Consider the following 25,819-nt stretch of genomic DNA (forward strand, 5'->3'; position numbering starts at 1 on the left):
AGCCCTTTTTTGCAGCGCAGCAGCAAATACCGATCACGGAAGACGTGAAATATATCCTTGGATGTCGTGTGGATCGAACACCATCCCGTCGAAGAAAACGTTCTTCTCCAACATCATGGAACCTTGCTGCGTCCCCACCACCGTGGGCGCGTCCAGACTGCCTTCGACCTTCGAACTTGCCCCCGGTAAAGGCGCGCCGGTGCCCAGCAACGCACTGCGATAGACATCGGGACGAAACACCCCGGCGGCCTGCCGGCATTCGTCGGCGTCGAATGGCGTACCGTCCCAGCGCACCATCTGCGTATAGAGCCATTCGGCCTGGCTAACCCACGGAAAATTGGCGGCTTCGCGGTGCTGGAACATGAAATCGGGATAATGGACTACCGGCCCGTCGCGGGCGATGAGCAGCTGGTCGGAAATGGCGCGGCGGATCAGTTCCGCCGAGCCGTCGAGGTATTCCGGCCGGGCGAGTATCTCGGCATTGCGATCCCAATTCTCGGGATCGACGAAATGCGCTCCGGCATTGCACAGCGCCCGAATCAACCGCTCGACGGTGTCCCGCTTCTCTTCCAGCGCAGCCTGGCGCATGGCGAGAACCTTCTCGACGCCGCGCCGCCAGATCTGCGCGGTGGAGAGCACGATCTCGCCCGCACCCTGCTGCACTGCAACACTGTTCCACGGCTCGCCCACGCACATTCCGTCGACTTCGCCGCGCCTCAGCGCATCGGCGCAGAACGGTGGCGGAACCGTCGAGATGTCGACGTCCTTGTCGGGGCGAATCCCGCAGGCGGCGAGCCAGTAGCGCAGCATGTAGTTGTGGCTCGAATAGCGGTGGACCACGCCAAAGCGCAGCGGCCGGCCGGCTGCGAGGCGTTCGTCCGCTATGACCTTGAGCGCGGCGCCCACTTCGGTCGGCGATCCCATGCCGCCTTCGGGCCGGACCTGCGCAGCCAGATCCGGCTTCAATGTAATGGCATTGCCATTCAGTCCCAGCACGAACGGCACCGACAGCGGCTGGGCAGGACGCCCGCGTCCCAGCGTCGCCGCGATCGCCAGCGGTGCAATCAGATGGGCAGCATCGCTATGTCCGTAAAGCAGGCGATCCAGCACCGTCGCCCAGCTCATGTCCTTCACCAAACGCAGCGAAACGCCCTCTTCCTCGGCAAAGCCGTGCTCGTGCGCCAGAATCGGCAGACAGGCATCGACCAAGGGCAGAAATCCGATTGTCAGTTCGGTATTCACGTCAAGCAATCCCCCAGAGTCCCCCTCGCCATCACCCGCCTCCCATCAGGTTGTGGGCCGTCACGATGGCTTCGGCGATATCGGCGATGCGTTTTCCCTGGTTCATCGCCGCCTTGCGCATTTCGGCATAGGCCTTGGGCTCGGGCAGCCCCCTGCTATCCATAAGAATTCGCTTGGCCTTGTCGATGGTCTCGCGCTCGGCCAGCTTGCCCTTGGCCTCGGCAAGATCCTGCTGCAGGCGTGAGAAGGCATTGAACCGCCGGACGGCGAGATCGAGGATAGGCCGGATTCGGCCAGGCGCCAGTCCGTCCACAACATACGAAGAAACCCCTGCCTCGACCGAAGCGGCAATCGACTCGTCGTCCGATTCGTCGACGAACATGGCAATCGGGCGCTGCAAAGCGCGGCTCACCGCGAAGTACTCCTCGAGCACGTCGCGCGATGGGTTGCCCAGGTCCATTAGAACGATATCGGGCTCTATTTCGCCGATGCGCGCCAGCAGTCCGCGCCGTTCAGTCACGACGAACAACTCGCAATCATCGAGCGTTGCGAGACCCTCCCGAATGATGGAGGCGCGCGCGGCGCTTTCGTCGATAATGGCAATGCGCATGTCCGGTCTTTTGCAGTGCAGCACGCCGCATGACAAGAGTGCGTCGGCCTTTGCCCGTTAGCGCCGACCGGAAAAGCATCCGAAGCGGGTCCAGTTGCGATACCGTCCCTGCGCATCCCCCGCATACCCCTGCCGACATGCCCCATGTCCACGCAGCCACTGTTCCCGCACCGATGCGGCGTGCCGGTTCCTTCGCAGGTCTCGAGATCCCTCGCAGCGATGCGCGCGTCCGGATCTTCAACGTGAAGTACAGTCCCAACCTGGGCGACGGCCTGTTGGCCGAATGCCTGGAACAGGCACTCGTCGAAGCCGGAGCCGCATCGGATACCTGCTCGGTCGATCTTGCCGGCAGGTCCGCGTTCGCAACAGGGGGCTCCAGCCGCTCGATGCAGCTGCGTGTGCTCGATACCTTGCCCGCCACCGTGCGCCACAATGCCGTGCGCCTCCCGCTGGCGATCCAGTCCAGGCGCCTCTGGCGGCCGCACTACCGCAAGGCGCTGGACGGCGCGGATTGCGTCGTCATCGGTGGAGGCAACCTGATTACAGATCTGGATCTCAACTTTCCCACCAAGCTTGCTCTTGCCGTCGATGAAGCCGCACGGCGCGATTTGCCGGTGTTCCTTTATGGCTGCGGTGTTTGCAGCAGCTGGAGCCAGCGCGGCCGCTCGCTGTTGCAACAGGCGCTGAGCCGCAAGGTAATCCGCCGGGTCTTCGTGCGCGACGAGCGGTCCCGCGAACAGTGGCGCCAGCTGGTCGGCCCTGCTTGTGATCTGGACGCCACGGTCGTGCGAGATCCCGGGCTACTGGCCGCCGAATGCTATCGCGTCCCCTTGCGATGCCGGAACGTGCAGGCGCCGCTGATCGGCATCAACGTGACCAGCCAACTTGCCCTGCGCTATCATTCCGAAGAGCCGCCCTCGCCCTTGGCGCTGGATGCCTGGTATCTGGGCCTTGCCCGGACCCTTGTCGCGAAAGGCTGCCGGATCAGCATCTTCACCAACGGCTCTCCCGAGGACCGGGCCTGCGCCTTGCGGCTGCGCCCTGCCTTCGAAGCCATGGGCGATCGCGGCACGGTGCGTTTTCCCGAACCGCGCACACCTGCAGACCTGACGTGCGTAATTGCCAGTCTCAACGCCGTAGCCGCCTTCCGCATGCATGCAGTTATCGCGGCCTATTCCTGCGGCGTCCCCTTCCTGGCGCTGGCATGGGATCCCAAGCTCGAGAGTTTCGTGCATTCGGTCAGCCGGGCAGACTGGTTGTGCAGACCGGTCAGAATGTCGGGCGAAGCGGCAGCGGAGCAATTGCTCGATGCCATGCGCCACGGCCTTCCCGAGGCGCAGCGCAGGCTCACGCTCTTTCAGGCGCGCGGCGACATTGCCGTGCTGCAAAACGAAATCGCCCGAGCCGTGAGCTGACCCGTGCGAACACGCCTCCTTTTCCCGCTCTGCTGCCTTCTCGCCATATCCGGCCCTGGCGCGCCGGCGGCGCAAGGGGATGCCCCAGCGACCACGCGCATTGGTGCAGCCTCCAACTTTTCCCAGGGATGGAGCGAACGGACCCGGCAGGCGGTGCTGAAGCTGAACGTAGCCCGGCTGCGCGACAGCATCCGCTGGGCGGAAGTGGAACGCTCGCCCGGCAGCTATACATTCGATACACCCAGAACGTCGTGGCCCGTCCGCCTTGCCGGCGTACCTGTGCAGATCACGCTGACGCTGAACTGGGGCAATCCGCTCTACGACAACGGCAAGACGCCCCATTCCCCCCGCGCGCTGGCAGCCTTCGGCAGATTCGCCGCAGCCGTGGTCCAGCGATTTCCGCAGGTCGACACGCTCGAGATCGGCAACGAGGTCAATGGCGGGAATTTCGTGAACGGGCCGGTAAAGACGGCCGGCCTGTCCCGACGGGGCAGGTATCATCTCGCCATGGTTCGAGCTGCAGCGGATGCCGTCGAAGCCGTTCGTCCCGACGTGACGGTGATCGGCGGGTCCACCCATTCGCTGCCCGCAGGTTTCCTGTGGCCGCTGCTCGAACTGCCCGGCGCGTCGGCTGTCAAAGGGCTCGCACTCCACCCCTACACCACGCCCATCGACCAACTTCCAGAGCAGATCGGCTTCCTGCGCCGGCAGGTCCGGGCTGCCCGCCTGCCGCTCTACATCACCGAGTTCGGCAGTCAGAAGGCCCAGCGCGCCGCCGACGACCTCGTGCGTGGCTACGCCACGCTGGCCGCCCTCGGCGTCGCTGAAATGGATTGGTACCCCCTCAACGAGCGCGGCGACGGCATGATCCCGCTCATCGGACGTGACGGAAGGAGGACAGGCGCAGGCAAGGCCTTCCGTCTTGCGCAGTCCTGGCTGGCTGAATGGCCCGTTCGCAATGCCAGCCCCGATCCCTTCACGTTCGTCTATGTTTTCGGTGCCAACACCGCCGTCGTATGGGGCGCGCCACGCGCCCTTTCCGTAGATGCAACGGTCAAGGCCTTCGACGCGACCGGAACGCGGCTCTCCCCTGACGATCTCGCCCTGCGCGAAGATCGGGCGCTGATCCTGAGAGGCCCCGGACTGCTGGGTACCGGCATGTTCGGTTCCGACAAACCTTTCCGCTTCGGCTGCACGCCCCTGATCGCCGACAGCTTCTACCAGTTCGGCTATCCCCTTGCCGGAAAGGGGCAGGCGCAGGGCGATCCTTTTACGCGTTCCCTGCGGCTAGACGGCCACGACATTCCTTTCGAGGTCATGCCCGGGCAGCAGCGGAGATCCGTGCCATGGACACCTTATCTCGGGCGCCCCGACATGATCAATCTGCGCCTGATGGCCGACTCCATGCTGCCGGACTTCGGCGCAAGGGATGGCGCGATCGTGCACCGTTACGCCGCCAGCAAGGATCGGCGCCTGCACCTGATCGCCACCTTTGCAACGTCTGCCCGATCGACCGACGGCATCAGCGTCATAGTCATGCGGGACGGGCGTAACCTGACAGCGCAGGCAGGCACGTCGGCCCTGCGGATCGATCGCCACCTGGTCATGCGAAAGGGGCAGACGCTGACAGTCGCAGTAAGCCCGCGGTCGACCCCGCGCGGCGACACTACGCGCTATCGGATTCGGCTGTTCGACGAGGAGAAGTGCAGGGACACGTCGCATTAGCGTACGGCCGTGCGCCGCTTGAGCAGCGGCAGTTTCAGCACGCTTCAGCAAAAATTGCCCAGATGCGGGTTCGCGCATCGAAAATTTTCTCTCGGGGCGCCCTGACGGGCATCCGCACAGATCCGTAGATTGCCAGCCGCGATCGCGATCCTCGGCGCGCGCCGCCGTCTCATGAGACAATTCTGTTCGATTGTATGGTTAACGCATCCGGATCGGGAGCTCAGCAATCGCCAGCGCTTGCCGACAAGCACGCCTAATCGGCTACTTAGGTATATGTATTGCTCCATATAAAAAATGAATAGCCCAAAAATATTTCCATGTATTTTGTCATTAATTTCAGTTTACCATCCTTCCAAAGCCTTGATTAAATATAGCACCCATACCCGTCGCTTGAACGCGGATTTGCCGCGCAAATGCTGCATCAGACAGAAAAACGTAAAAGCCACGGGATCGCTACATGAGCAAAATGTATACGCCGCTGCCGGCAGGCGGAATGGTTACGCCTGCCTTTTTCTTCAACGATACGTATGAAAAGAAGCAGTGGTATCTTGATCATTCACACCTTTCGCCCCTGAGCATCGACGCATACTCTGCCTGGGAAGACTACAGGGGTTCGGGTGTAAATATCGGCGTCATCGATTCGCAGATCGACTTTCGCCATACCGACCTGAGCAAGGCCTACGATTCCTTGCAGGACTACAACTTCGCGCTCGCCAGCGACCAGGTCACGATCACCGACAGCGATGTTCCCTATTATCACGGGACGGCCGTGGCGGGCATCATCTCCGCCGAAGCCGGCAATGCCCACGGAACTGTGGGCATTGCGCCGGACGCCAAGCTGGTCGGTCTCGCCATCGATTACCAATCCGACGACGTGGTCGGCCAGATCGTATCCGCACTTCGCGCTTCTGCCAGCCTCGATGTCGTCAACAACAGCTGGAGCTTCGTCTCCAACTTCGAGGACGATTTCAATCGTCACCCGGAATATTGCGAGGCGATCGAATACGCTGCCGAACACGGCCGCAACGGCCTGGGCACGTCCATCGTCTTCGCAGCTGGAAATGCCGGCTCCGGCGGTGCGTCCAACTACCACAATTTCCAGAATTCGCCCTTCACCATCGCAGTAGGTGCAGTGAATGCAGACGGCACGCCCGCCTCGTTCACCAGCCTCGGGGCCAACGTCCTGCTCTCGGCCGCCGGGTCGAGTGTCTACACCACCACGCTCAAGGACCGATATGCCGACTACGACGGCACGTCATTTGCCGCGCCGGCTGTAACCGCCACGGTCGGCCTCATGCTCGAGGCCAATCCCGATCTCGGATACCGCGACGTTCAGCAGATCCTGGCCTACTCCGCTCACCGCGGTGGCCTCTCCGACAGTGCGAATTTCGGCGACGGCTGGCGCACCAACGGCGCCACCACCTTCAACGGCGGCGGCCTGCACTTCAACGATGCCTTCGGCTATGGCTTCCTGAATGTTCACGATGCCGTCCGGATGGCGGAAACATGGACCGGTCAACGGACCCATGCGAACCTTGCGAGCGCAAGCCAGTCGATCGAGATCGACCAGGACCTCGTAGCCGGTTCGCGGGACCATGCTTCGGCCCGGATCGAGATCGGCGAAGACATCGACATCGAGCACGTCCAGGTCGCTCTCGACCTGCGATGGGTCGATACCGGCGATCTGGACGTCTATCTGACTTCTCCAGATGGCACTGTCGTGCGGCTGGTCTACGACCTTCCCGGCCATGACCGGGCAGGCGGCCTGCGCAATTTCGTCTTCGATTCCGTCGCGTCGATGGGGGAGCGCTCCGACGGCACCTGGACGATAGACGTCTACAACCGCAACCCGGACGCCACGGACAAGGACGGCACGGCGATGACCGGCCTTTTCCAGGACGCGACGCTTACCGTCCTCGGCAGCCGCGAAGGCCTTGGCGACGATACCTACGTCTACACGGACGAGTTCGGCTCGCTCTATGAAGGCTCCGATCTGAGCGACCGAAGCACCCTGCACGATGCGGACGGCGGCATGGACGCGATCAACGCCGCCGCCGTGACGTCCGCCTCGACAATCGACCTTTCGGGCGCATCGAGGACCACGATCGCGGGGATCACCCTTTCACTGACGGCAAATACGATTGAAAATGCCTATTCCGGCGACGGCAAGGACACTCTGATCGGCAGCGCGGCCAATAATGTGCTGCATGCCGGGCGCGGGGACGACACGATCTATTTCAGCTTCGGCAATGACACGATCGACGGCGGGCGCGGCGAGGATCGCCTGATCGTGAATGCCAGCTTCGGCAGCATCACCGGCCTTGTCGCCCAAGACGGCACCTTGACGATTTCCACCCCTGCCGGAGGGACATCGAGCATCACCGGCATGGAAACCTTCGTGTTTTCCGATGGCACATATGCCTACAGCGATCTGCTGCAATTCTTCGAGGCCGGCGGAACGGCGCCACCACCGGAGCACGATGCCCCCATCACTCCGCCCGATCCGGACTTGCCCGGCAACGGCGGTTCAACGCAGGATCAAATCGACGACACGCCCGATGCGCCGCGGGGACCCGACACGTTCGACGAAACCGGGCGCGCCTACGACAGCACTCTCACCGGCACGCGCAGCGCAGAAAAGATCAAGGGCGGCGCCGGCGCCGACTGGATCGATGGCAAGGACGGCGACGACAAGCTGCTGGGATATGACGGTGACGACGCCCTCCTCGGCGGCGATGGCGACGATCGCATGACCGGCGGCGGCGGCCACGATTACCTCGACGGCGGGGCCGGGGCCGACAGGCTTTTCGGGAATGCCGGTGGCGACAAGCTGCTCGGCTTCGACGGTGACGATCTCATCAAGGCCGGTGCGGGGGACGACTGGATCGAAGGGGGCAGCGGCCGCGACCGGTTGTTCGGCGGAGACGGCGCCGACACGTTCGTGTTCGATCTTGCCGATCTGGACGCAACCGACATCATCTACGATTTCGATGCCGAGGAAGGCGACCGCATCCTTGTTCGCGGTCCTGCGGCCGATGCCGAAGCGACCTTCGAATTCGAACGGCATGGCAGCAGCACCTATCTCGAGGTGCACATAGGAGGAGAAACTTTCGAGATTGCCCGCATCAAGGGTGAGAACGTCGACGACCTGGGCATGTCGATGAGCATGTCCAACAGCGATCTGGGCATTCTCTGGGCCTGAGGCGGGAGCCATCCCGCGGCAATGTGCATGAACGAGGTCAAGACCCGCGGGAAGCGAAGACGATGGCGCGCGTGCGCGCCGTCGTACGGCGGCTCGCGGCGCCAAAACCACGTTCATGCATGCATCCAGAAGATCTTGAGACACGTCCATTTTGAAGCGTTTATGTTCGCGCAGTCGATCGCATACACAGATCGAAAACAATAATCTACAATATTACCACAGGATTTGCACCTAGATATATTTACATATAATATATCCGTATTAAACAAATAATATTCTATTTAATCGAAGTTCAATTATTAACAGCATTGCCAATAATAATTGCCAATCACTATTGATCATTCATCTCGAAAGAGTCTCGATTCGCCGATAAGATCAACAGGGTTGCCGGCACCGCGTGATCGAGTGGGCCACTTGCGTGGCGCGACATGACACAGGGCAGCAAACTGAAAGGAATTTCTTATGGCAGTGATTGGTCCAAACTCCGATGGCACCAAGGTCGAAGGGACCTCGGATTCCGACGTGATCGATTCGGGCGGCGGCATAGATGCAGTTCACGCCGCGGAGGGCGACGACGAGGTCTATGGCGGCGCCAACCGGGACCGCCTCTACGGCGAGGATGGCAACGATTACCTCGACGGTGAGGGATCGAACGACAAGATCGACGGCGGCGCCGGGGACGATACCCTTGTCGGCGGCGGTCAGGACGATCGCCTCTACGGGGGCGACGGCGACGATACGATCATTGGCGGCGACGACAACGACGTGCTCTATGGCGACAATCCGGCCGACGGAAACGACAACGAAGGCGGACATGACATTTTCATGTTCGATTCGGCCGATGGCACCGACAAGGTTTTCGATTTCGAGCATGGCATCGATCAGGTCGTCCTGAGCGACGGCGGCGCCTACACGATCGAATTCACCGGCTCCGGCAACACGGTGCTGACCTACGGATCGACCACCGTCACCTTCTACGACGAGATCCTCGACGCCAGCGACATCCTGGTAGCCTGACCCCCCGCGGTCATAGCCTGACCGTAACCGGAAAGGATGGGACGTGGCTGGCCGCGTCCCATCCTTTTCTCATTGCAGCGCGCTACCGCGACTTGCCGGCCCGGGGGAATATCGCCGTTTCGGAGCATCCTCCTTTTTCCAGACCGCGACATCGCAGGTAGCACGGCACAGAACCGAATGTCCTGAAACTCTGGGCCGGGAGGAAGGAATTGAACGTCCGCAGCCAACCTTGTCATGCCGCGTCGATATCCCCGGTCGAGATCGCACAGACCTCCTCCGATCTGTTGCCCCCCAACCTCTTCATCATCGGCGCGTCGAAATCGGGATCCAGCGCGCTCTACGCCTATCTTGCCGCGCACCCCGATATCTGCATGAGCGCCGAGAAAGAACCGTGCTTTTTTGTCGACCAGGCGGAACTGGCCAGCGCCTGGCCGATCATGGCCCGCCGTCCCTGTTCGCACGATTGGGCCGCCTATCTCGAACTCTGGAAGCATGGCGCGCAGGCGCGGTATCGCGGCGAAGCGAGCGTCTACTATTCGCAAGCTCCACACCGCAGCAACGTGGCAGCTCGGATAGCCGCATCCTGTCCGGAATCACGCATCATCTATATTGTTCGTGAACCGGTGACCCGCGCCATCGGTCACTACTGGCAGCGCTTCAAGGAATTCCAGGAACCGCTGGATATCGAGACAGCCATGCGCACCAATCCGCTCTACCGCGACACGTCGGACTATGCGCTGCAACTCCAAGCTTATCTCGACCATTTCGATGCCTCGCGGATCCATGTCGTCGTGGCAGAGGAATTGCGCCAGCATCGCGCCGAGACACTGGCAAGATGCATCGACTGGCTCGACCTGGGTTCCTTCGCCTTTCACCCTTCCCAACTTGCAGACTATCATCGCTCGCCACCCACCAGCCGCCGCCAGCGCTTTCCCCTCGTAGGCAGATTGCGGGATTCCGAAGCCTGGGCCTCGGCTCGCAAACGCCTCCCCGGCGCGATCGTCGAACGGCTACGCCGCGTTTCCACGGTCTCGTTCGACAAGCAGGAAATCGATGAGAGCGGCGCGCGCGCCTACCTCGCGTCCTGGCTGGCCCCGCGCCGCGCCGCCTTCGAGGCTATGATCGGGCGCAGAATTCCTGCATGGGACGGCGTCTGATGCGGCCATGACCGCCATCCCCATAGCGCTGTTCTGGTTACTCGCTATCTGGGGGCTGCTTTCGCGCGGGCCCGTTCTGCTCTATCTGTTCTTTGCCACGATGCCGATCGGTGCTTTCGCTGTCATTCCCGCCGCATTGACCGGCGGACTGACCTTCACGGCAGCACCGGTCGTTGCTCTCCTGCTCATCGCGCGCACTTTTGCGGACCAGAGTGGTCCCGCCGCCTTTACGGCGCTGGCCGTACTGCCCACCAGGCTCATGCTCCTCACGCTGTTCTGGCTAGTGGCTGGCATTGCCACGCTCTTCATGCCGCGCCTGTTCGCGGACAGCGTCATGGTGGTGCCCGTGCGCGGAATCCTCAGTGCCGCCGCGCCACTGCAGCCTACGGCACAGAACATTTCGCAGTTCACCTACATGTCGATCGCCATTCTGTCCGTCTTTGCCTTTGCCCGCATCCTTCGAACAGGTGACATGCGGCAGCACGCGCTCAGGGCGATCTGCGTGGGCGCGACCGTCGCAGCTGTCACCGGCCTGCTCGACTATGCCAGCCAGTACCTACCACTGGATGCGGTCCTCGATCCGTTCCGGACCGCCAGCTATTCGCTGCTGACGGACATCGAGGTACTGGGAAGCAAGCGCGTGGTCGGCCTCATGCCGGAAGCCTCGTCCTACGGCGGCATTTGCCTGGCATTTCTGAGCGCCCTCTATTTCTATCGCCGCGCCCTCGACGACGACCGCGCGAGGCAGTTTTATGTCCCCGCCATCCTGGCCTTGCTGACGATATGCGTCTGGCTTTCAAAGTCGACGGGCACATACATCGGCCTCGGCGTACTGCTCCTCATGGCGGCGCTCGAATGGTTCCTGCGGTTCAATACGAGCGATCTTAACGGCGCCATCTATCGAAAGGGGCTCGGAATCGAGACGGCGGTGGTGGTGTCGTCCTGCATCGTCATAGCGGTGCTGGCGATCGTCGACCCGGCCATGTTCGATCCGGTGGGATCGATGATTCAGCGCATGGTTCTCGAGAAACGGTCGTCCGTTTCCTTCGAGGAACGCGGAATGTGGCGTTCGGTGGCCATAAGTGCGCTGGCAAGCACGCAAGGACTAGGCGTCGGACTAGGCAGCACGCGATCATCCAGCGCTGTCGTCGCAGTCTTCAGTTGTACCGGGATCGCGGGCGGCATGCTGTTCTATGCCTTCGTGCTTCAGTGCCTCCTGAGACGGTCGACAGGGGCGGTGGCGGAAAAACGCCTTTTCATGTCGGCATTTCGGTTCTCTTTCGTGCCCACCTTCGCCGTATCGCTGATGGTGGGCGACGCAATCTTTGGCGGCCTTGCCGCCTTCGGTTTCGGTCTGGTGACGGCCCTGGCGAGCATCGAGCCGGCAAGGCACCCAATCACCCGGAACGCCTTGCTTCCCGATGCGGGCCGAGCACATCACTCGGCGGAAATTTCCCGTTCGAACCCTTGCCGACGCAGGCCTATCGACCAGACAAGGGCGTAAAGGAAGAGCCAGGCTGGCCAAAGCAGAGCGTCGCGCATGTCGCGTCGGCGGCGTCCGGGCACGGGCACCGGGCCTTGAATGCCGGCAAATCGGCGCGCCGCGAAAACCCAGCCCGCCAGGTAGATGGCGACTCCTGCCAAGATGGTCTCGAGCATCACGACCTCCTACATTTCGAGGATCTTGCGCGGGTCCACTTGCCCTCGCAGAGAATCGACAATGGCCATCATGTTTCCCAAAAGGCGCCCGCGGCGGTCGATCGATGGCTCCGGCCTTATGCTTCGGATGGCGTTGGCAAACAGGTTCCTGGTCATGAGCCGGTTGCCGAGATCGGGCCGCATCGTGCCCTTGCGCTTGAGGTAGACGACGTTCGCCACCTGAGAATAGCCCAGCCGTTTTCCGGACGTGCGGCCGCCGCTGACCCCGAGATGCACGCCCGTCACGCTTGAGGCAGCAACCATCCGCCCCCGCCTCCCCAATCGATTGGTGAAGTCCACATCCTCCTGCCAACCATAAAGCGGCAGATTCTCGTCGAAGCGCAGCCCTTCGGCGGCCACCACGCGTATCGCCATGTTGCACCCGTAAAGCTCGTGACGGTCGGTGATCTGCGGCGGGAAGCGACATGGCCGGTCGGCAATGATCGCTTGCGCGGCCTCGATAGAAAATCCCCCCTGCAGAACACCGTCGGCCAGCAGTTCCGCGGTTATGCCCACCAAAGTCTCGTCGGCGCTGAAAAGCGCTTCGACATTAGCGATATAGTCTGGGGCAGGCACAAAATCGTCATCGAAGAAGACGACCACATCCGCCCGCCCTTCCAGCGCAGAGAGCGCACGATTGCGCTGGCGGCACAGCCCTTTCTCCGAATAGATGACTTCTGCCCGCCCTCGAGAGCGATCGATACCCGCGACATCGTCGGGCGAAACACTCGCGACCACGATGCCGTCGGGAGGGCGGGTCTGGTCGGCCAGCAGATCGACGGTGCGGCATACGAGCGCGGCCCGTCCCAGGGTAGCAACGACGACAAAGATGCGCACGCTAGGCCTCCCTCAACACGGGAATGCTGCGCCGGCAATGCCAGAGCACTTTGCTGAGCTGCATCTGCATTCGGCGTTCGAGCACCAGTGCGAATATGGCCGCCAGACCAGTGCACACGAGGGCCGTCAGGATCACGGCGAGAACCGGCGACAGGCCACTGCGGAAGAACAGCCCGAGAAGATACCCACCGGTAATCTGGTTGATGAGGTAGAGCGGGTACGTCAGCAACCCTGCCACCGTCGCAAACTGCGCAGCCCTCGGGCTGGAACCGACGCGAAAGAGCACGCAAAGGCTCATCAGCAGCGTCAGCCCACCCCATACCGCAACTGCAGCAAAGGGTGTCTGGCCATATTGCGCGACGCCGAGGCTGGAGCGCGCCGCATAATATGTCGCGATCAGCCCGATGCCGAAATTGATCAGGAACAGCGTCAGGTTCACGCCGACCGCCCGGCGCATAAACACCTGGTAGAGCGTAGCGCCGACGACGAAATAGCAATTCGTGGAAATGAGCGTGACGCGCAGCTTGTAGGACGAAGCCGCAACCGCAAGCTGCCGCCCCATATCTCCCGAAAGCCCCGCCTCGCCAGCCAGAACGACCCACCAGAACAGAATGTTGAACCCGGTTGCGGCAAGCGCGACGGTCGTGATCCGATCGATCATGCCTGCCCTGATGATTGCGAAGATCGCGGCATAGAACAAAGCCTCCACGACCAGCGTCCAAACAGCCCCGTCGACCCATGGCCCCACAGGGAAGAGGGCCATGGAACGAAGGAAACGCGGCGTGAGTTCGGACAGCGTCAACGCACCGCCGGCGAGTAGCACCAGTGCCGACAGCACGGTAAAGAACCACAAGGCCGGCACGATCCGGGTCACGCGGCCGATGAGGAACTCGGTGGCGGACTTGTTCTGCGCGGACATCAGGATGACGAACCCGGAGATGACGAAGAATATCTGTACGCCGACCCAGCCGAGGCTGCCCCAGGCCACGGCATCCGGAAAGATCACCGGCTCTCCCACCACGGCACGAATGCCGCGAGCCCCCTCTTCCGCCCACGACATGAACACGAGATGGTAGATCATGACGGCCTGGGCAGCGGCGAGACGCATCACGTCGAGCGAGGATATTTCACGTGTTCTCGTGGCAGTCATGCCTGCTCCCCCACCGCAGCAGCCGGCGCCGGAACCGGGGACGCCACAAGGTTCCGATAGTGAGCCAGGATTTCCTCGCACCAGCCGCTTTCATCGTTGCACAAACCCCGGTAACCGGCGTGCCCCGCGCGTGACATTGCGGCCACTCGGTCGTTGTCTGCATGCAGGGCTGCGATCTCGGATGCGAACCGGGCTACGTTCGCTGTATCCATGGCGGTGCCGAACCCGGCCTTTTCGACCTCGCCACCGATCAGCGCCCGCTCGCTCACGATGACGGGGACGCCGGAGCCCGCAGCCTCCAGCGCCACCAGCCCGAATGGCTCTGCCCAGCGGCTGGGCATCACTGCGAGCCGGGCCGTTGCAAGCGCCCTTGCCACCCCGGCCCGGTCCTGCCGGCCGAGAAATACCGCGCGCGGGTTGAGCGATCGTACGCGCTCCATCTCGCTACCTTCCCCGACGAAGGTGATGGGCACATCTGCCAGTTCGGCGGCTCGGGCAGCGAGGTCCGCTCCCTTTTCGGCCGAAATACGACCGATGAACACAATGCCGCGATTGCTTTCGGCATGAACCCTTTCGCGGCAGGGAGGCGTAACCGGATTGCGCACCGCAAAGAGCTTTTCGGCTGGCCATTGCCCTCGACGGAATGGGCTGGCCTGACCAGGATGGATCAACAGCAAGCGCTCCGCATTGCTGCTGCCATCCAGCAGGCCCCGCCGCAGGCCTTCGCGCCCGGTCCGCCAAAGCTTTTGGACTCGGGAGGACTTGTCGCACTGCGTTTGCAGGCAGGCGCGCGAAAGTGGCACAAGGGCGCAGTCCCGCTCCTTGGTGTAGTCGAAGAAAGCGCCGTTGGGACAGCAATTGAAATAGTCGTGCGCGTGCAGGATCAACCTGCCTTGCACGCTGCGCAGCGCGCCGAAAACGGCCGGGGACAGTACCTTGGACCAGCCGTGCAGGTGATAGACGGTGCCAGGTGTATCGTGGCGCCTGATCCAGCCACGCACACGTCGCAATACCGCGTGGTTGTAAAGCCCCACGGTGAGAGCTCCAACGGGGGACCGATCGAGCAGGGCCCGGGCGTGAAGCGGTATGAACTCGACATCCCGGCGATGGAAATTCGTCCCCGCATCGCCGGCGAAGAAGGTCACGGGCACGCCGCGTTCGCGCAGACCCGCGATCAACACCTGAACCAGGTGCGATGCACCGCCCAGCGCCTCGCTGAAATCATGGAGCAGAACCACCCGCTCCGGTCGGCATCGGCTCGTGACTGGTTCGTGCCGCACCGCGCGCCTCAAAAATACCGCTGGTCGATCCGGACGGTGTCGCCCGGAAGCACTGCGGCTCCGCTGGTCAGCTTGTAGGCCTTTTCCTCCGCCTCGTCGGCATGGCGGATGAAAACGACCTTTTCGTTCGCTCGGTAGGTAAACCCCCCTGCCTTGGCCACGAGTCCATGGACCGACATCCTTTCGCTGAAGGCATATTCGCCCGGCTTCTGTACCTCACCCAGGATGTAGATCGGCCGAAAGTTCAGGATTTCGAGATTGATCCTGGCATCGCGCACATAGTCCTGGCGCAACGTTTCCGCCAATTCGCGGCGCAATTGTCCAAGCGTCTTGCCCGCGGCCTGCACGGAGCCCACCATCGGCAAGCTGATCGTCCCCTCGTCGCTGATCGTATATTCGCCAGAAAACGCTTCCTCACGGAATACGTCTAATTGCAAAGCGTCGCCGGCAGACAAGCGATATTGCACGACATCCGCGCTAGGCAAGGTGTTGCTTGCGGTGGAGGCGCATCCCATCAGCAGGGCGCACGCGGCAAGGGCAATGGCGCGAAATGGCATGTCAGACCCTTTCATCACGTGTTGAAGCCATGGCGTCACGCCACCTGTCGGCGCACGCGGCCGGAATGGAATTCCAGCGCTTCCAGAATTCCGTTGGTAAAAACCTCGGGAGAAAACCGGGCAGCGTTCGCCACTGCAGAATCGGGCTGAAACCGGGGCAGCCACGCTTCGAACCGCTGCAGGCATTCACATAAGGTCTCTGCGCTTTGCCGATGATAGAACAGCCCGGTCGTGCCATCGACGACCGAATCCACGACGCCGCCCCTGCCCAGGGCGATGACTGGTCGTCCGCTGGCATTGGCTTCGACGGGGACAATGCCGAAATCCTCCTCGGCCGTAAAAACCAGCGCCCTGCAGGTCGCGTATGCGTGCTTGAGCTCGTCGAAAGTGAGGCGTTTTCGCACTTCGACATGCGGCGCGGCCTCAGCGGCTATTTGTGCGAACATCTCGCCGTCGCCGACCATCAGTGCCGGAAGGCCCAGCCGGTTGAATGCTTCGAGCGCAAGGTCCGCCCGCTTGTAGGGGGTCATCTGGCCGATCCAGAGATAGCGGTCGGAAATGTCGTGCGAAGGCCCGAACGCGTCGACGGCAACCGGCGGGTGCACGACGCGGGCCTCGCGCCCCCAGACCTTGCGGATGCGCCGGGCGATAAAGCTGCTGTTGGCGACAATGCCGTCGACGCGGCTGGCCGAACTGACGTCCCATTGCCGTAGCCGGTGGAACATTGCGGGCATCAGCAGGCGACTGAAAGACGGAGCGGATGCCTTGTAGTCCTGATAGTGATCCCACAGGTACCGCATGGGCGAATGGCAATAACAAAGGTGCAATGTGTCGGGGCCCGTGATGACCCCCTTGGCGGGTCCGGATTCGCTGCTGATCACCAGGTCGTATCCGCGCAGGTCCAGCTCCTCCAGCGCCATCGGCATTAGCGGCAGATACTTCTGGTAGTGCCGGCGGGCGCCGGGCAGACGCCCAATGAAGGTCTGGCGAACATTCGCCGCACGGATCCTTTCGGACACCTTGTCCGGATCGTAGACGTGCGTGAATACATCGGCCTGCGGGAACATCTCCAGCAGGTGCTCGAGCACACGCTCCCCGCCGCGCATCGCGACCAGCCAGTAGTGAACGAGGGCTATCCGCCGCGGGCTGGAAACCAACGATCGCGTCATGCGTAGTAACCCCGGTATTTCTCGTAGAAGCTGGCACTATCGTGGCCGCCGAAACGAACCTGTTTGTGCATGTCGACGCCGTTGAGCACGATGCCCAGCGCCTTGACCTTGCGAACCGGCAGTTGCCGCAATGCCGCCTTCACCACGCGGTCCATCGTCCTGCGCCAGTGAACGACCATCACGACATAATCGGCGAGCGAGACGATCTCGCGCGATTCCGCAATCGGCAGGATCGGCGGACAATCGAGGAGAATGACGTCGAAATCGTCGCGCAGCCGTGCAATCGTCCGCTGCAGCCGTCCTCGTTCGGTCAGACGTTCCCCCTTGGCCAATGGGCGCGTGATGGGAATGATCCGCAACGAGGATTCCGCCTCCTGATATTGCGGGGCGGCCGCGGAGTTCGAATGCAGCGCTTCGTGGATCCCGAGTTCGCTGTCGTGAAGACCGAATTGCTTACTCAATTGTCTGCGGATTACGTCGCAATCGATCACCAGCACGCGTTCATTGCCCATGGCCAGGGCGCGCCCCATGCACGCGGCGATGGTCGTCTTGCCTTCCCCGGGAACGGCAGAAGTGATGGCGATGACCTTGCCGGGAGCAGGTGCAGAATGCCGGATCGAGACGATGACGTTGCGCAGCGCTTCCGAAAATCCGCCATCGGGATGGTCGCGCACCGTCTCGAGGGGGGAGGCGGAATGAGGCTCCACCGTGCGGCAGGCGGGAACGAAACCCAGGCCGCGGATGCCCAGACGGCTTTCCACGTCGTCGAGCGTCGTCAGCCCACGATAGGAAAGCTCGGAGACAATCGCGAGCACCGCGCCGAGCATGAGCCCCACTGAAAATCCCAATGCGAGGTGAAGCGCCAGATTGGGCGATTTTGGCAGGAGGGGGGCGACCGCAGCTGAGATGAGGCGCGCCGTCGGCTGTTCGGTACCGCTACCGGCAACCACTTCGTTGTAGCGCTCGAGATAGGATTGATAGAGCGTTTGCGCGGCATCGGCGCGTTTTTCGAGATCGGCCAGCTTCACCAGTGCACTGTTATCCGTGCTTAGTTGCGCGCGGGTATCGCTGCGACTGGCGAGCAGCGAGGAAAGCCGTTGCCCGGACGCTTGCGCCCGCGATTCCAGCTTGCGGATGGAGCGGTCCACTTCCGCTCCGATCTGCCGGTCGAGATCACCGATCTGCCGACGCACCGTGACCAGATCGGGGTTGTCGTCATAGTACCTCTGCGAAAGATCGCGTTCGTGCACCACGAGTTGCGCGCGCTGTGCCCTGAGCGTCGACACCGCGGGCGACGCAGCTGCCTCGCCCACCCTGTCAGCACCGCCGGTTCGCCGCTGCGACAGGGCGCTGGAAAGCGCGGCCTGGTCCCGAGCGGCTTCGGCCCGGGCTGCGGCTATCTGCTGGTTGTAGGTGGAAATCTCTTGCTCTGTCAGGCTCGTAGCGGCCGAACTGAGCAGACCCGTATCCACGCGATAGGCCTGCACTGCCGCAAACGCCTTGTTCGCCGCCCGGCGTAATTCGTCGACGCGGGTTTGAAGGACCCGTGCGGCGGTCCGGCTGGTTCGCGCCCGTTCCCTGGCATCGTCTGTCGTAAACAGGCGCGCATAGGTGTTGGCGATCAGGGCTGCCCGCTCCGGATCGGAATCCTCGAAAGCGATCCGCAGATTGAAGGAATTGCCGACCCGCGCCACGTTGAGGCGATCGATCAGGTGCGTGACGGCCTTTTCCCGGAAGGCCGACGTGTCTTCGCCGGGATCGGTAGCCTGCCCGCCGACATGCATGCCCAGGGAGGACAGGATATTGTCGATCGCCGAGCGTGGCTCGACGACTACCGCGTAAAACGCCGCGTCGTTCAATAGCCCAGAGGTCGCCAGCACCTGTCCGGCCATCTCTCGCGACAGGATCAGCTCCATCTGGGTTTCCACGTCTTCGGATCGCGTCGGGCCTTCCGTCCCATCCGGCCGACTCTCGGGTACGAGGTCGGTGGGCTTCGTGATCATCACGACATCGGCGCTGGCGCGGTAGATACGCGGCAAGGCCGAGGTCCAAATCAGCGTCAGTCCGAGACAGAGCGCGAGTGTAAGGAGCAGCACGCCACGGCGGCGACGCAGCATCGCCAGGAGGAATTGCACCGTGATGTGCTCTTCCGAAGAGCGATAGGATTCCGCGCTTTCGGCGATAACCGGCGGAAGCCCGCCTTCCGATCGATAGAGCGCCGGAAGATTCACCCGATCTCTCCCCGCATCATGTGAGGACTGCCGTGCCGATGCCGGCACCGGACGTGGTGAACCGGCAGAGGCGCGTTTGAGCCCTTGTATCCAGACACCACGGCGGCTCCCCAAGACGATACCAGTTTGACGAACCCGCCCTTCATCCGGTTGGTAGATCCCACAAGACAACTGACCTGCGGCCGCAGCAGCCACAGAACATTTCCCCAATCCGCCCAAAAACTGAAAGCAGGTATTACCCTGCAGAAAGTCCTTGAACGCGTCGCAGAAGCTACTCCACCTACTCGCGCAGTGCGCGATTGAATTGATCCGAAAGCGGGCGAACTATGTATTGCAGGATTGTCCGCTCCTGGGTCCGAATGAATACTTCGACCGGCATGCCGACGGACAGACGCGCGTCACCAAGCTTTTCACGTTCTTCCTCCGGAATGGACACAGTGGCCGAATAAAATGCAGCATTCGTGGCCCGGTCGATCGAACGGTCGGCAGCGACACGGGTCACCTTTCCTTCCAACTCGGGAGTCGTGCGCATGTTGAGCGCCGTGAACCGCATGTGGGCAGATTGTCCGACCGCGACGCTGTCTATGTCGGTCACCCGAACTTGCGCACGCACTACGAGGCGATCGGCGTCGGGTACGATCTCCATCAACGGCTCACCGGCCGGCACGACGCTGCCAATGGTGCGCACCTGAAGCTTGTCGACGATGCCGTTCTGCGGGGCACGTATCGCGGTGCGTTCGTTCTGGTCGCTCGCCACGACATCTTCCTTGCGCAAGTCGGCAATGGCGGCCTGCACCTGCCCCAGCTCAAGCGCAGCCCGGCTCTTGGCAGCGCTGTTCACGGCGGCCATCTGAGCCTGCAGTTCCCCGATGCGAGCTCGCGCCTGCGCTATGGCGGAGCGGGCTGCGCTCCGTTGCGCCTTGACGCCCACCGCCGACCGTTCGAGTGCATTCAACCTGTCGAGAGTCGTCAGGCGGTCCTCGTAGAGCTCGCGGGTCTGCGCCAGTTCCTCGCGGATGAGGTCCTCCTGCCGCTCGTACGCCTGCGCCTGACTGGCGCTGGTCTCGATCCGGGCCTGGGCCTGCGCGATCTGGGCCTGCAATTGCCGGATCTGGTCCGCCCGAGCCTGGCGAGCGAGGGCAAAGCTGCGGCGCTCGTCCGCGAGAATGCCGGACACCGCGGGATCCCCTGACCGCCGCAGCAATTCCCCGGCAAAGGTGACCGACGCCGCGCCGCCCTGGACCGCCCGCAAACGCGCAGCCTTTGCCAACAGCTGGTTCAGCCCGACGCCCGTGTATTCAGCCGCGGCGCCTGAGACGGTATCGTCCAGCCGGATGAGCACCTGCCCCCTGTCGACATGATCGCCGTCCTCGACGAGAATATCCGCGACGACGCCGCCGAAGGGATGCGAAATCTCTTTCACGTGCGATTCCACGGACACTTCACCCGGCGCGATCACTGCACCGGCCATGGGCAGAAAGGCGATCAGCCCGCCGACGCCGAAGACCAGCGCGGCAACCGCGCCAAGGCCTAGACGAACCAGCCGCGACAGCCCCTGCTCCGCCCGCCGCGAGAATCCTGCGCCAGCCGTTTTCGGCTCACCGGTCGGAGCCGCTTCGACAAGAGGCATCGTCTGGCTCATCCCTCTACCCGTTCCGGCCTGGAACCGCGATCATCCTCGCCGCGCGAGATTGCCGCAGGCTTCTGCATTCGTGCCTCGAACTCCTCGCGCGTTTCGAAGCGCTGACGCTGCCCATTCTGCATCACCATGATGTGGCTAACATGGGCGACGACGCTCGGCCTATGGGCAATGACCAGGACTATTCCGCCCCGTTCCCGCACCCCCTTTATCGCCATGCCGAGAGCCGTTTCCCCGTCGTAGTCGAGGTTGCTGTTAGGCTCGTCGAGCACGACGAGAAACGGGTCCCCGTAGAGTGCGCGCGCCAACGCAATCCGTTGCTGCTGACCTGCGGAAAGACCTCCTCCATGCGACCCGATCACGTGATCGTAGCCGCCCTCGAGCCGCACGATCAGTTCGTGGCAATCCGCCGCCCGGGCCGCTTCGAGAACCGCTTGCGGGTCCGCGTCGGCCCGGAAGCGTGCGATGTTCTGGGCAATGGTGCCTTCGAACAGTTCGATGGACTGGGGAACATAACCGACAATCCGGGCGATCTGATCGGAGGACCACTGGTCCAGCGTGGCCCCGTCGAGACGGACCGATCCGCGCAGAATGGGCCATATCCCGCAGAGCACGCGCGCCAGCGTCGTCTTGCCCGAACCGCTGGGCCCGACCACCGCCAGCGCGTCGCCTGCCGACAAGTCGAAGCTGACGTCGGCCAGCGTGACCGTCCGCGTGCCCGGCGGTGCGGCCGTCACGCGCGACACGCGAAGATTGGCCTTTGGGTATTCCAACCCCATTGGTTCGATCCGGTGGGGGACGGCCTTCAACAGGTCTCTGACCCGGCCCAGCGCCTGCCGGCTGCTGACCATGCCCTTCCAATTGGCAATCACCTGCTCGACCGGCGCAAGGGCACGCGAGGACAGGATGGAACTGGCGATGATGATGCCTCCGGTCGCGCTGCCGCGAATTACCAGATAGGCACCCAGCGCCAAGGTCGCAGACTGCAGCAACAGGCGGAACGCCTTGGTAATGCCGGACATTGTGCTGGAAAGGGAGGAAAAGCGATCGTTTGCCCGGAGGTAGGCCGCTTCCACCGCGTGCCATTCCCCGCGCCGCGCCCCGGCCATGCCCAAAGCCTTGAGCGTTTCGGCATTGCGCAGCGTCGCCTCGGCGAGATCCGCGCGCCGCGCTCCGCTGCGCATGGTCTCGACAGCGAGCGGTGCAGTCAGCCGGTTGTTGAGCAGCATCAGCGAGACCAGCACCAGTACGCCAAGGAGGGCGAGCAGCCCCAACGACCAGTGGAAGACGCTCAAGATCAACAGGTAGACGACGATCCACGGCAGATCGAGAATGGCCAGCGGCCCCGGACCGGACAGGTAACTGCGTGCGGTATCGATATCGCGCACCATCTGTGTCCCGTTGGGCATGGCTCCGCGGCTGAGCTCGTAGCGTGATATCACGTCGAGTACGCGGTCGCTGATGGAACGCATGAACAGCGAGCCCACGTGGACCATGATCCGGCCGCGCACCACGTCGAGAACAGCCTGAAAAGCGTAGGCGACCGCCACCATCACCAGCAGACTGACCAGAGACGGCACGCTGCGGCTCGGCAAGACGTCGTCGTATGTCAGGAGCATGAAGAAGGAGCCCGACAGGAGCAGCACGTTATAGACGCTGCTGATCGCCGCCACGGGCAAAAGTACACGGCGCAGCGGCGCCATGGCCGTTTTCAATTCACCGGAGAGCCGGCCCGCCAGGATCACGATCGGGCCTCCACCGCCGCCACCGCGATGAAGCCCGTCCCCCTGCCCAATTTCCGGGCTGTTCCCGTATTCGGACCAGCGGCATCTCCTTTCCTGAGCCGCCGGTACATGCGCTCGACCATAAATACGTCCTGTCCGGAACCATCTCTGGCTGCACCAGAACAGGGTATTTTCTAAACCACCAGAAACAATACATCAGGTTTGGGCAGTATAGGTGCCGAAAACACCGACTTCTGAGAATGTATAGGGATTATTACTTGTCCATATCTACCTACAGGATGGTTGTAACAGCCCTTTCCCTGACGTATTCGTCAGGTGCCGCACATGCGGACACCCTCGAGCAGGCGCTTTCTACGGCATACCAAGGCAACCCGGAAATCCAGGCAAACCGCGACTTGCTGAGCGCCGCCGATGAGGGCGTTGTTCAGGCCCAGGCCGCCTATGGACCGACGCTCAGCGTGAACGCGCGCCACGCCTTCACGACGGCACGCACGCGTGGCCCCCTAATCCCGTCTTCGAACGATGGCTTCGCCACCTCGGCCGAAGCGGACCTTTCCCAGCCCCTTTTCACGTCGGGCCGCCTCGCCGCCAATCTCGATGCTGCCCGCGCCACCCGCTCCGGCGAGCGAGCGAGGCTGAGGGCCAGAAGCCAACAGCTGATCCTCGATGTCGTGACGGCCTATGTCTCGTTGCAACGTGACATCGAGCTTCATGGCGTTGCAGTGGAAATATACCGACTGCTGAAGCAGCAGCGAGACGTCACAGTCGCGCGCTATCGCTTGCGGGATTCCACCCGGCCCGACGTCGACCAGACCGCCAACAGGGCGCATTTGGCTGCTGGCCGCGTCATCGCGGCCCGCGCCACGGTCGAAACAAGCGCGGCGCGATATCGCAATCTGGTGGGCCGATATCCGAACACGCTCGCCCCCCTGCCGCAATTGCCGGTCGTGCCTGCCTTGGCCACGCTTTATGCGCAAGCCGAGAGGCGCAATCCGACCCTCGCTGAAGCAAAGTTCGCAGAACGGCGCTCACGCGCCCTCGTCGGCGCCGCGCGGGCGCAGATGCTTCCCCAGGTGAGCGCCTTTGCATCCGCCGCGCGCATTCCTCTAAGCCCCTATCGGAACCGATTCCGCGAGGAATCTGCCGTGGCCGGGGTCAGCCTGACAATGCAGATTTACTCGGGTGGTCGGCAGTCTTCCGCCTTGCGCGAAGCGATAGACCGCAACCTGGCGGATCAGCAACTCGTCGAACAGGCGCGACGCGACATGCGGGAAGCACTGGCCACGGACTGGAGCCTGCTGCAGGCGGCGGATACCGCTCTGCCGCGTTACCAAGAAGCAGTACGCGCCGCCGAACGCGCACTGAGAGGCGTAAAGACCCAGGAAACCTCTGGAATCAGGACCTTGCGAGATGTCCTCGACGTAACCAACGACCTTCTCAACGCCCGAACCGCCGCCGTGCAGACCCGTGCCGAAAGATACTTGCTCCACGTGGCGGTGCTGCGCGATGCCGGCGTCCTGACGCTCGGGCTCTTCGCGCGACTTCCCGCTTACGATCCCGGCCGACGTCGATCCGGAGCGGGCGAACTGGCGGGATTCCCCTTGCGCCCGATCCTCGAGCCGGTCGACCGCCTCCTGCTCGACGAAGGGGTCCCGACTGCTCCCGTCAAGGTGGAGAACACAGCAACTTTCGACTTCCAAGAACAGGCAAGTCCGCTTGCACCTCGCGTTGGCGAAAACACATCGACACCGGATGACAATTGATTCCGGGCATTCGCTCGAAAATGGAGTCGATTTCGTCGCGCTCTTGACGCCCCCTCGCGCTGACACCCTCGGTCTGGACCGAGCCGAAAGCTATTGGCGCAAGCGGCTGGCAAAGCCCCAGAAAACTCATGCCAGGACGGAATCCGGGAACCCCTCTCGCCTCACCGAGGTTTGCATGATGTATAAGTGTGCAAACCGGCGTATATTCCGCTTCACACTATGGTAGTGGCCTTGCGCCTAACAAGAGACCAGACGTTGCATATTCCGGAGCGGAGAAGTCGCATGGACAGGCTCACTCGTCGTCAGACTACCTCATCGCGATTCCATCTGGGCGACAGGATTTCGTACACGGGCTGGATCACGGCTGTCACGGCAGGACTGTGCCTTTGGGCCCTGATATTTGCGCTCGTATAAGGATTCGACGCTGATGCCCGCCAACTTGTCCGGAGCGGTCCGTCAGTAGGCTCCGCGGGAAAAGACCACGACGGGAACGGTCTTGCACAGCAGCCACGCGTCCAACGCCAGACTCTTGCGCTGGCTGTAGGTTACGTCCATCGCCACACGGCTCTGAAAGGAGACGTCGCTTCTGCCGCTGGTCTGCCACAAGCCGGTAAGGCCGGGCCGGACATTGCAATAATGGATGAAATGGCGTCCGTAGTGATCCACTTCGGCTTCCACGATGGGCCGCGGCCCGACAATGCTCATGTCCCCCATCAGCACGTTGATGAGTTGCGGAAACTCGTCCAGGCTCAGCTTGCGCATGAATGCGCCGACCCGCGTCACGCGCGGATCGCATTTCAGCTTGCGCATCGCCTCCCATTCACGCTGCGCTTCCGGATCGGATGCCAGGTGACGATCAAGGATGGCATCCCCGTCCAGCTTCATCGAGCGGAACTTGTAACAGTTGAAAAAGCGGCCCCTGTAGCCGATCCGCCGGTGCACGAAGAAGATCGGTCCCGGATCGCTGACGAACACGACGACGGCCAGCAGAGTAAGGAAGGGGAGCACGACAATCAGGACCGCCGATGCAACGAGGATATCGAAGCTGCGCCAGGCATAGACCTCGCGACGGGATACGGGCCTGGGCGCAAGACAGATCCTGTCCCGGCGCTGCGCGTTGCCGTTTTGATGATCGAGTGCCCCTGCCGATGTGACGGCATTCGAATCAGCCGTGTTCGCCACTTGCTCCTCCCTGAAGTCGGACACCGGAAATGAATTCCAGCATTACGAACCAAGGCTAGCATTGGCTATTTCGCATCCGCAACGAGAGTTATATTCGGTTTGGCCCTACATTAAATCCATAAATATTTAGGCTATACCGAGACATTCAAGTATTAAACCATAGGTTGGAATATATAGATTGGGCGTTTTGGCGACAAAGG

General features: G+C 62.5%; 18 protein-coding genes. 7 read left to right on the forward strand and 11 right to left on the reverse strand.

The window, feature by feature from the left end; all coding sequences use genetic code 11:
• Positions 1–33: 33 nt before the first annotated feature.
• Together LK12_RS02545 and LK12_RS02550 are read right to left on the reverse strand one after the other, a co-directional pair.
• Positions 34–1,242, reverse strand: a complete 1,209-nt coding sequence (locus tag LK12_RS02545) for an ABC transporter substrate-binding protein (protein ID WP_039278960.1) — start codon at positions 1,240–1,242, stop codon at positions 34–36.
• Positions 1,243–1,273: 31 nt separating this feature from the next.
• Positions 1,274–1,852 carry an ANTAR domain-containing response regulator gene (locus LK12_RS02550; protein WP_039278963.1) on the reverse strand — a complete coding sequence of 193 codons (579 nt, stop codon included), beginning with the start codon at positions 1,850–1,852 and terminating at the stop codon, positions 1,274–1,276.
• A gap of 173 nt (positions 1,853–2,025) precedes the next feature.
• Between LK12_RS02550 and LK12_RS02555 the strand changes: the two genes are divergently transcribed.
• From LK12_RS02555 to LK12_RS02580, 6 genes are all read left to right on the forward strand, one after another.
• Positions 2,026–3,267, forward strand: a complete 1,242-nt coding sequence (locus tag LK12_RS02555) for a polysaccharide pyruvyl transferase family protein (RefSeq protein ID WP_082010307.1) — start codon at positions 2,026–2,028, stop codon at positions 3,265–3,267.
• 153 nt (positions 3,268–3,420) lie between these two features.
• A complete protein-coding gene (locus LK12_RS02560) occupies positions 3,421–4,992 on the forward strand; it encodes a hypothetical protein (RefSeq protein WP_231568202.1) in 1,572 nt (523 codons plus the stop codon).
• A 457-nt stretch (positions 4,993–5,449) separates the two neighbouring features.
• A complete protein-coding gene (locus LK12_RS02565) occupies positions 5,450–8,194 on the forward strand; it encodes a S8 family serine peptidase (protein WP_039278966.1) in 2,745 nt (914 codons plus the stop codon).
• Positions 8,195–8,656: 462 nt separating this feature from the next.
• A complete protein-coding gene (locus LK12_RS02570) occupies positions 8,657–9,211 on the forward strand; it encodes a calcium-binding protein (RefSeq protein ID WP_039278969.1) in 555 nt (184 codons plus the stop codon).
• A 209-nt stretch (positions 9,212–9,420) separates the two neighbouring features.
• On the forward strand, positions 9,421–10,368 hold the full coding sequence (locus LK12_RS02575) for a sulfotransferase family protein (RefSeq protein WP_052223105.1): 948 nt from the start codon (positions 9,421–9,423) through the stop codon (positions 10,366–10,368).
• Between the two features lie 7 nt (positions 10,369–10,375).
• Positions 10,376–11,872 carry a hypothetical protein gene (locus tag LK12_RS02580; protein ID WP_052223106.1) on the forward strand — a complete coding sequence of 499 codons (1,497 nt, stop codon included), beginning with the start codon at positions 10,376–10,378 and terminating at the stop codon, positions 11,870–11,872.
• A 164-nt stretch (positions 11,873–12,036) separates the two neighbouring features.
• On the opposite strand, the gene LK12_RS02585 is transcribed toward LK12_RS02580, so the two are convergent.
• The 8 genes from LK12_RS02585 to LK12_RS02620 form a co-directional block, all read right to left on the reverse strand.
• Positions 12,037–12,903, reverse strand: coding sequence for a glycosyltransferase family 2 protein (locus LK12_RS02585; RefSeq protein ID WP_039278972.1), 867 nt, complete (start codon positions 12,901–12,903; stop codon positions 12,037–12,039).
• Position 12,904: 1 nt separating this feature from the next.
• Entirely contained in the window at positions 12,905–14,053 is a 1,149-nt protein-coding gene (locus LK12_RS02590) for an acyltransferase family protein (RefSeq protein ID WP_156135362.1), read from the reverse strand.
• Positions 14,050–15,291, reverse strand: a complete 1,242-nt coding sequence (locus LK12_RS02595) for a glycosyltransferase family 4 protein (protein WP_231568207.1) — start codon at positions 15,289–15,291, stop codon at positions 14,050–14,052. The genes LK12_RS02590 and LK12_RS02595 overlap by 4 nt, the downstream gene beginning before the upstream one ends.
• A 50-nt stretch (positions 15,292–15,341) precedes the next feature.
• Complete coding sequence (locus LK12_RS02600) at positions 15,342–15,890, reverse strand: polysaccharide biosynthesis/export family protein (RefSeq protein WP_039278977.1); 549 nt, start codon at positions 15,888–15,890, stop codon at positions 15,342–15,344.
• A gap of 35 nt (positions 15,891–15,925) precedes the next feature.
• Positions 15,926–17,059, reverse strand: coding sequence for a glycosyltransferase (locus LK12_RS02605; protein ID WP_052223107.1), 1,134 nt, complete (start codon positions 17,057–17,059; stop codon positions 15,926–15,928).
• Positions 17,056–19,290 (reverse strand): GumC family protein, encoded by a 2,235-nt coding sequence (locus LK12_RS02610; RefSeq protein WP_082010310.1) that lies wholly within the window; start codon positions 19,288–19,290, stop codon positions 17,056–17,058. Before LK12_RS02610 ends, LK12_RS02605 begins: the two co-directional genes overlap by 4 nt.
• Before the next feature lie 280 nt (positions 19,291–19,570).
• A complete protein-coding gene (locus tag LK12_RS02615; protein ID WP_039278979.1) occupies positions 19,571–20,932 on the reverse strand; it encodes an HlyD family type I secretion periplasmic adaptor subunit in 1,362 nt (453 codons plus the stop codon).
• Entirely contained in the window at positions 20,929–22,674 is a 1,746-nt protein-coding gene (locus tag LK12_RS02620; RefSeq protein ID WP_039278982.1) for a type I secretion system permease/ATPase, read from the reverse strand. The genes LK12_RS02615 and LK12_RS02620 overlap by 4 nt, the downstream gene beginning before the upstream one ends.
• A gap of 278 nt (positions 22,675–22,952) precedes the next feature.
• Here LK12_RS02620 and LK12_RS02625 point away from each other — a divergent pair, with 278 nt between their 5' ends.
• Positions 22,953–24,437 carry a TolC family protein gene (locus LK12_RS02625; protein ID WP_052223109.1) on the forward strand — a complete coding sequence of 495 codons (1,485 nt, stop codon included), beginning with the start codon at positions 22,953–22,955 and terminating at the stop codon, positions 24,435–24,437.
• A 456-nt stretch (positions 24,438–24,893) separates the two neighbouring features.
• Here LK12_RS02625 and LK12_RS02630 read toward each other — a convergent pair whose 3' ends face one another.
• Complete coding sequence (locus tag LK12_RS02630; RefSeq protein ID WP_231568208.1) at positions 24,894–25,619, reverse strand: sugar transferase; 726 nt, start codon at positions 25,617–25,619, stop codon at positions 24,894–24,896.
• Positions 25,620–25,819 lie beyond the last annotated feature (200 nt).

It is taken from the genome of Novosphingobium malaysiense (genome assembly GCF_000802225.1).
In the GTDB taxonomy this organism is placed as follows: Bacteria; Pseudomonadota; Alphaproteobacteria; order Sphingomonadales; family Sphingomonadaceae; genus Novosphingobium; species Novosphingobium malaysiense.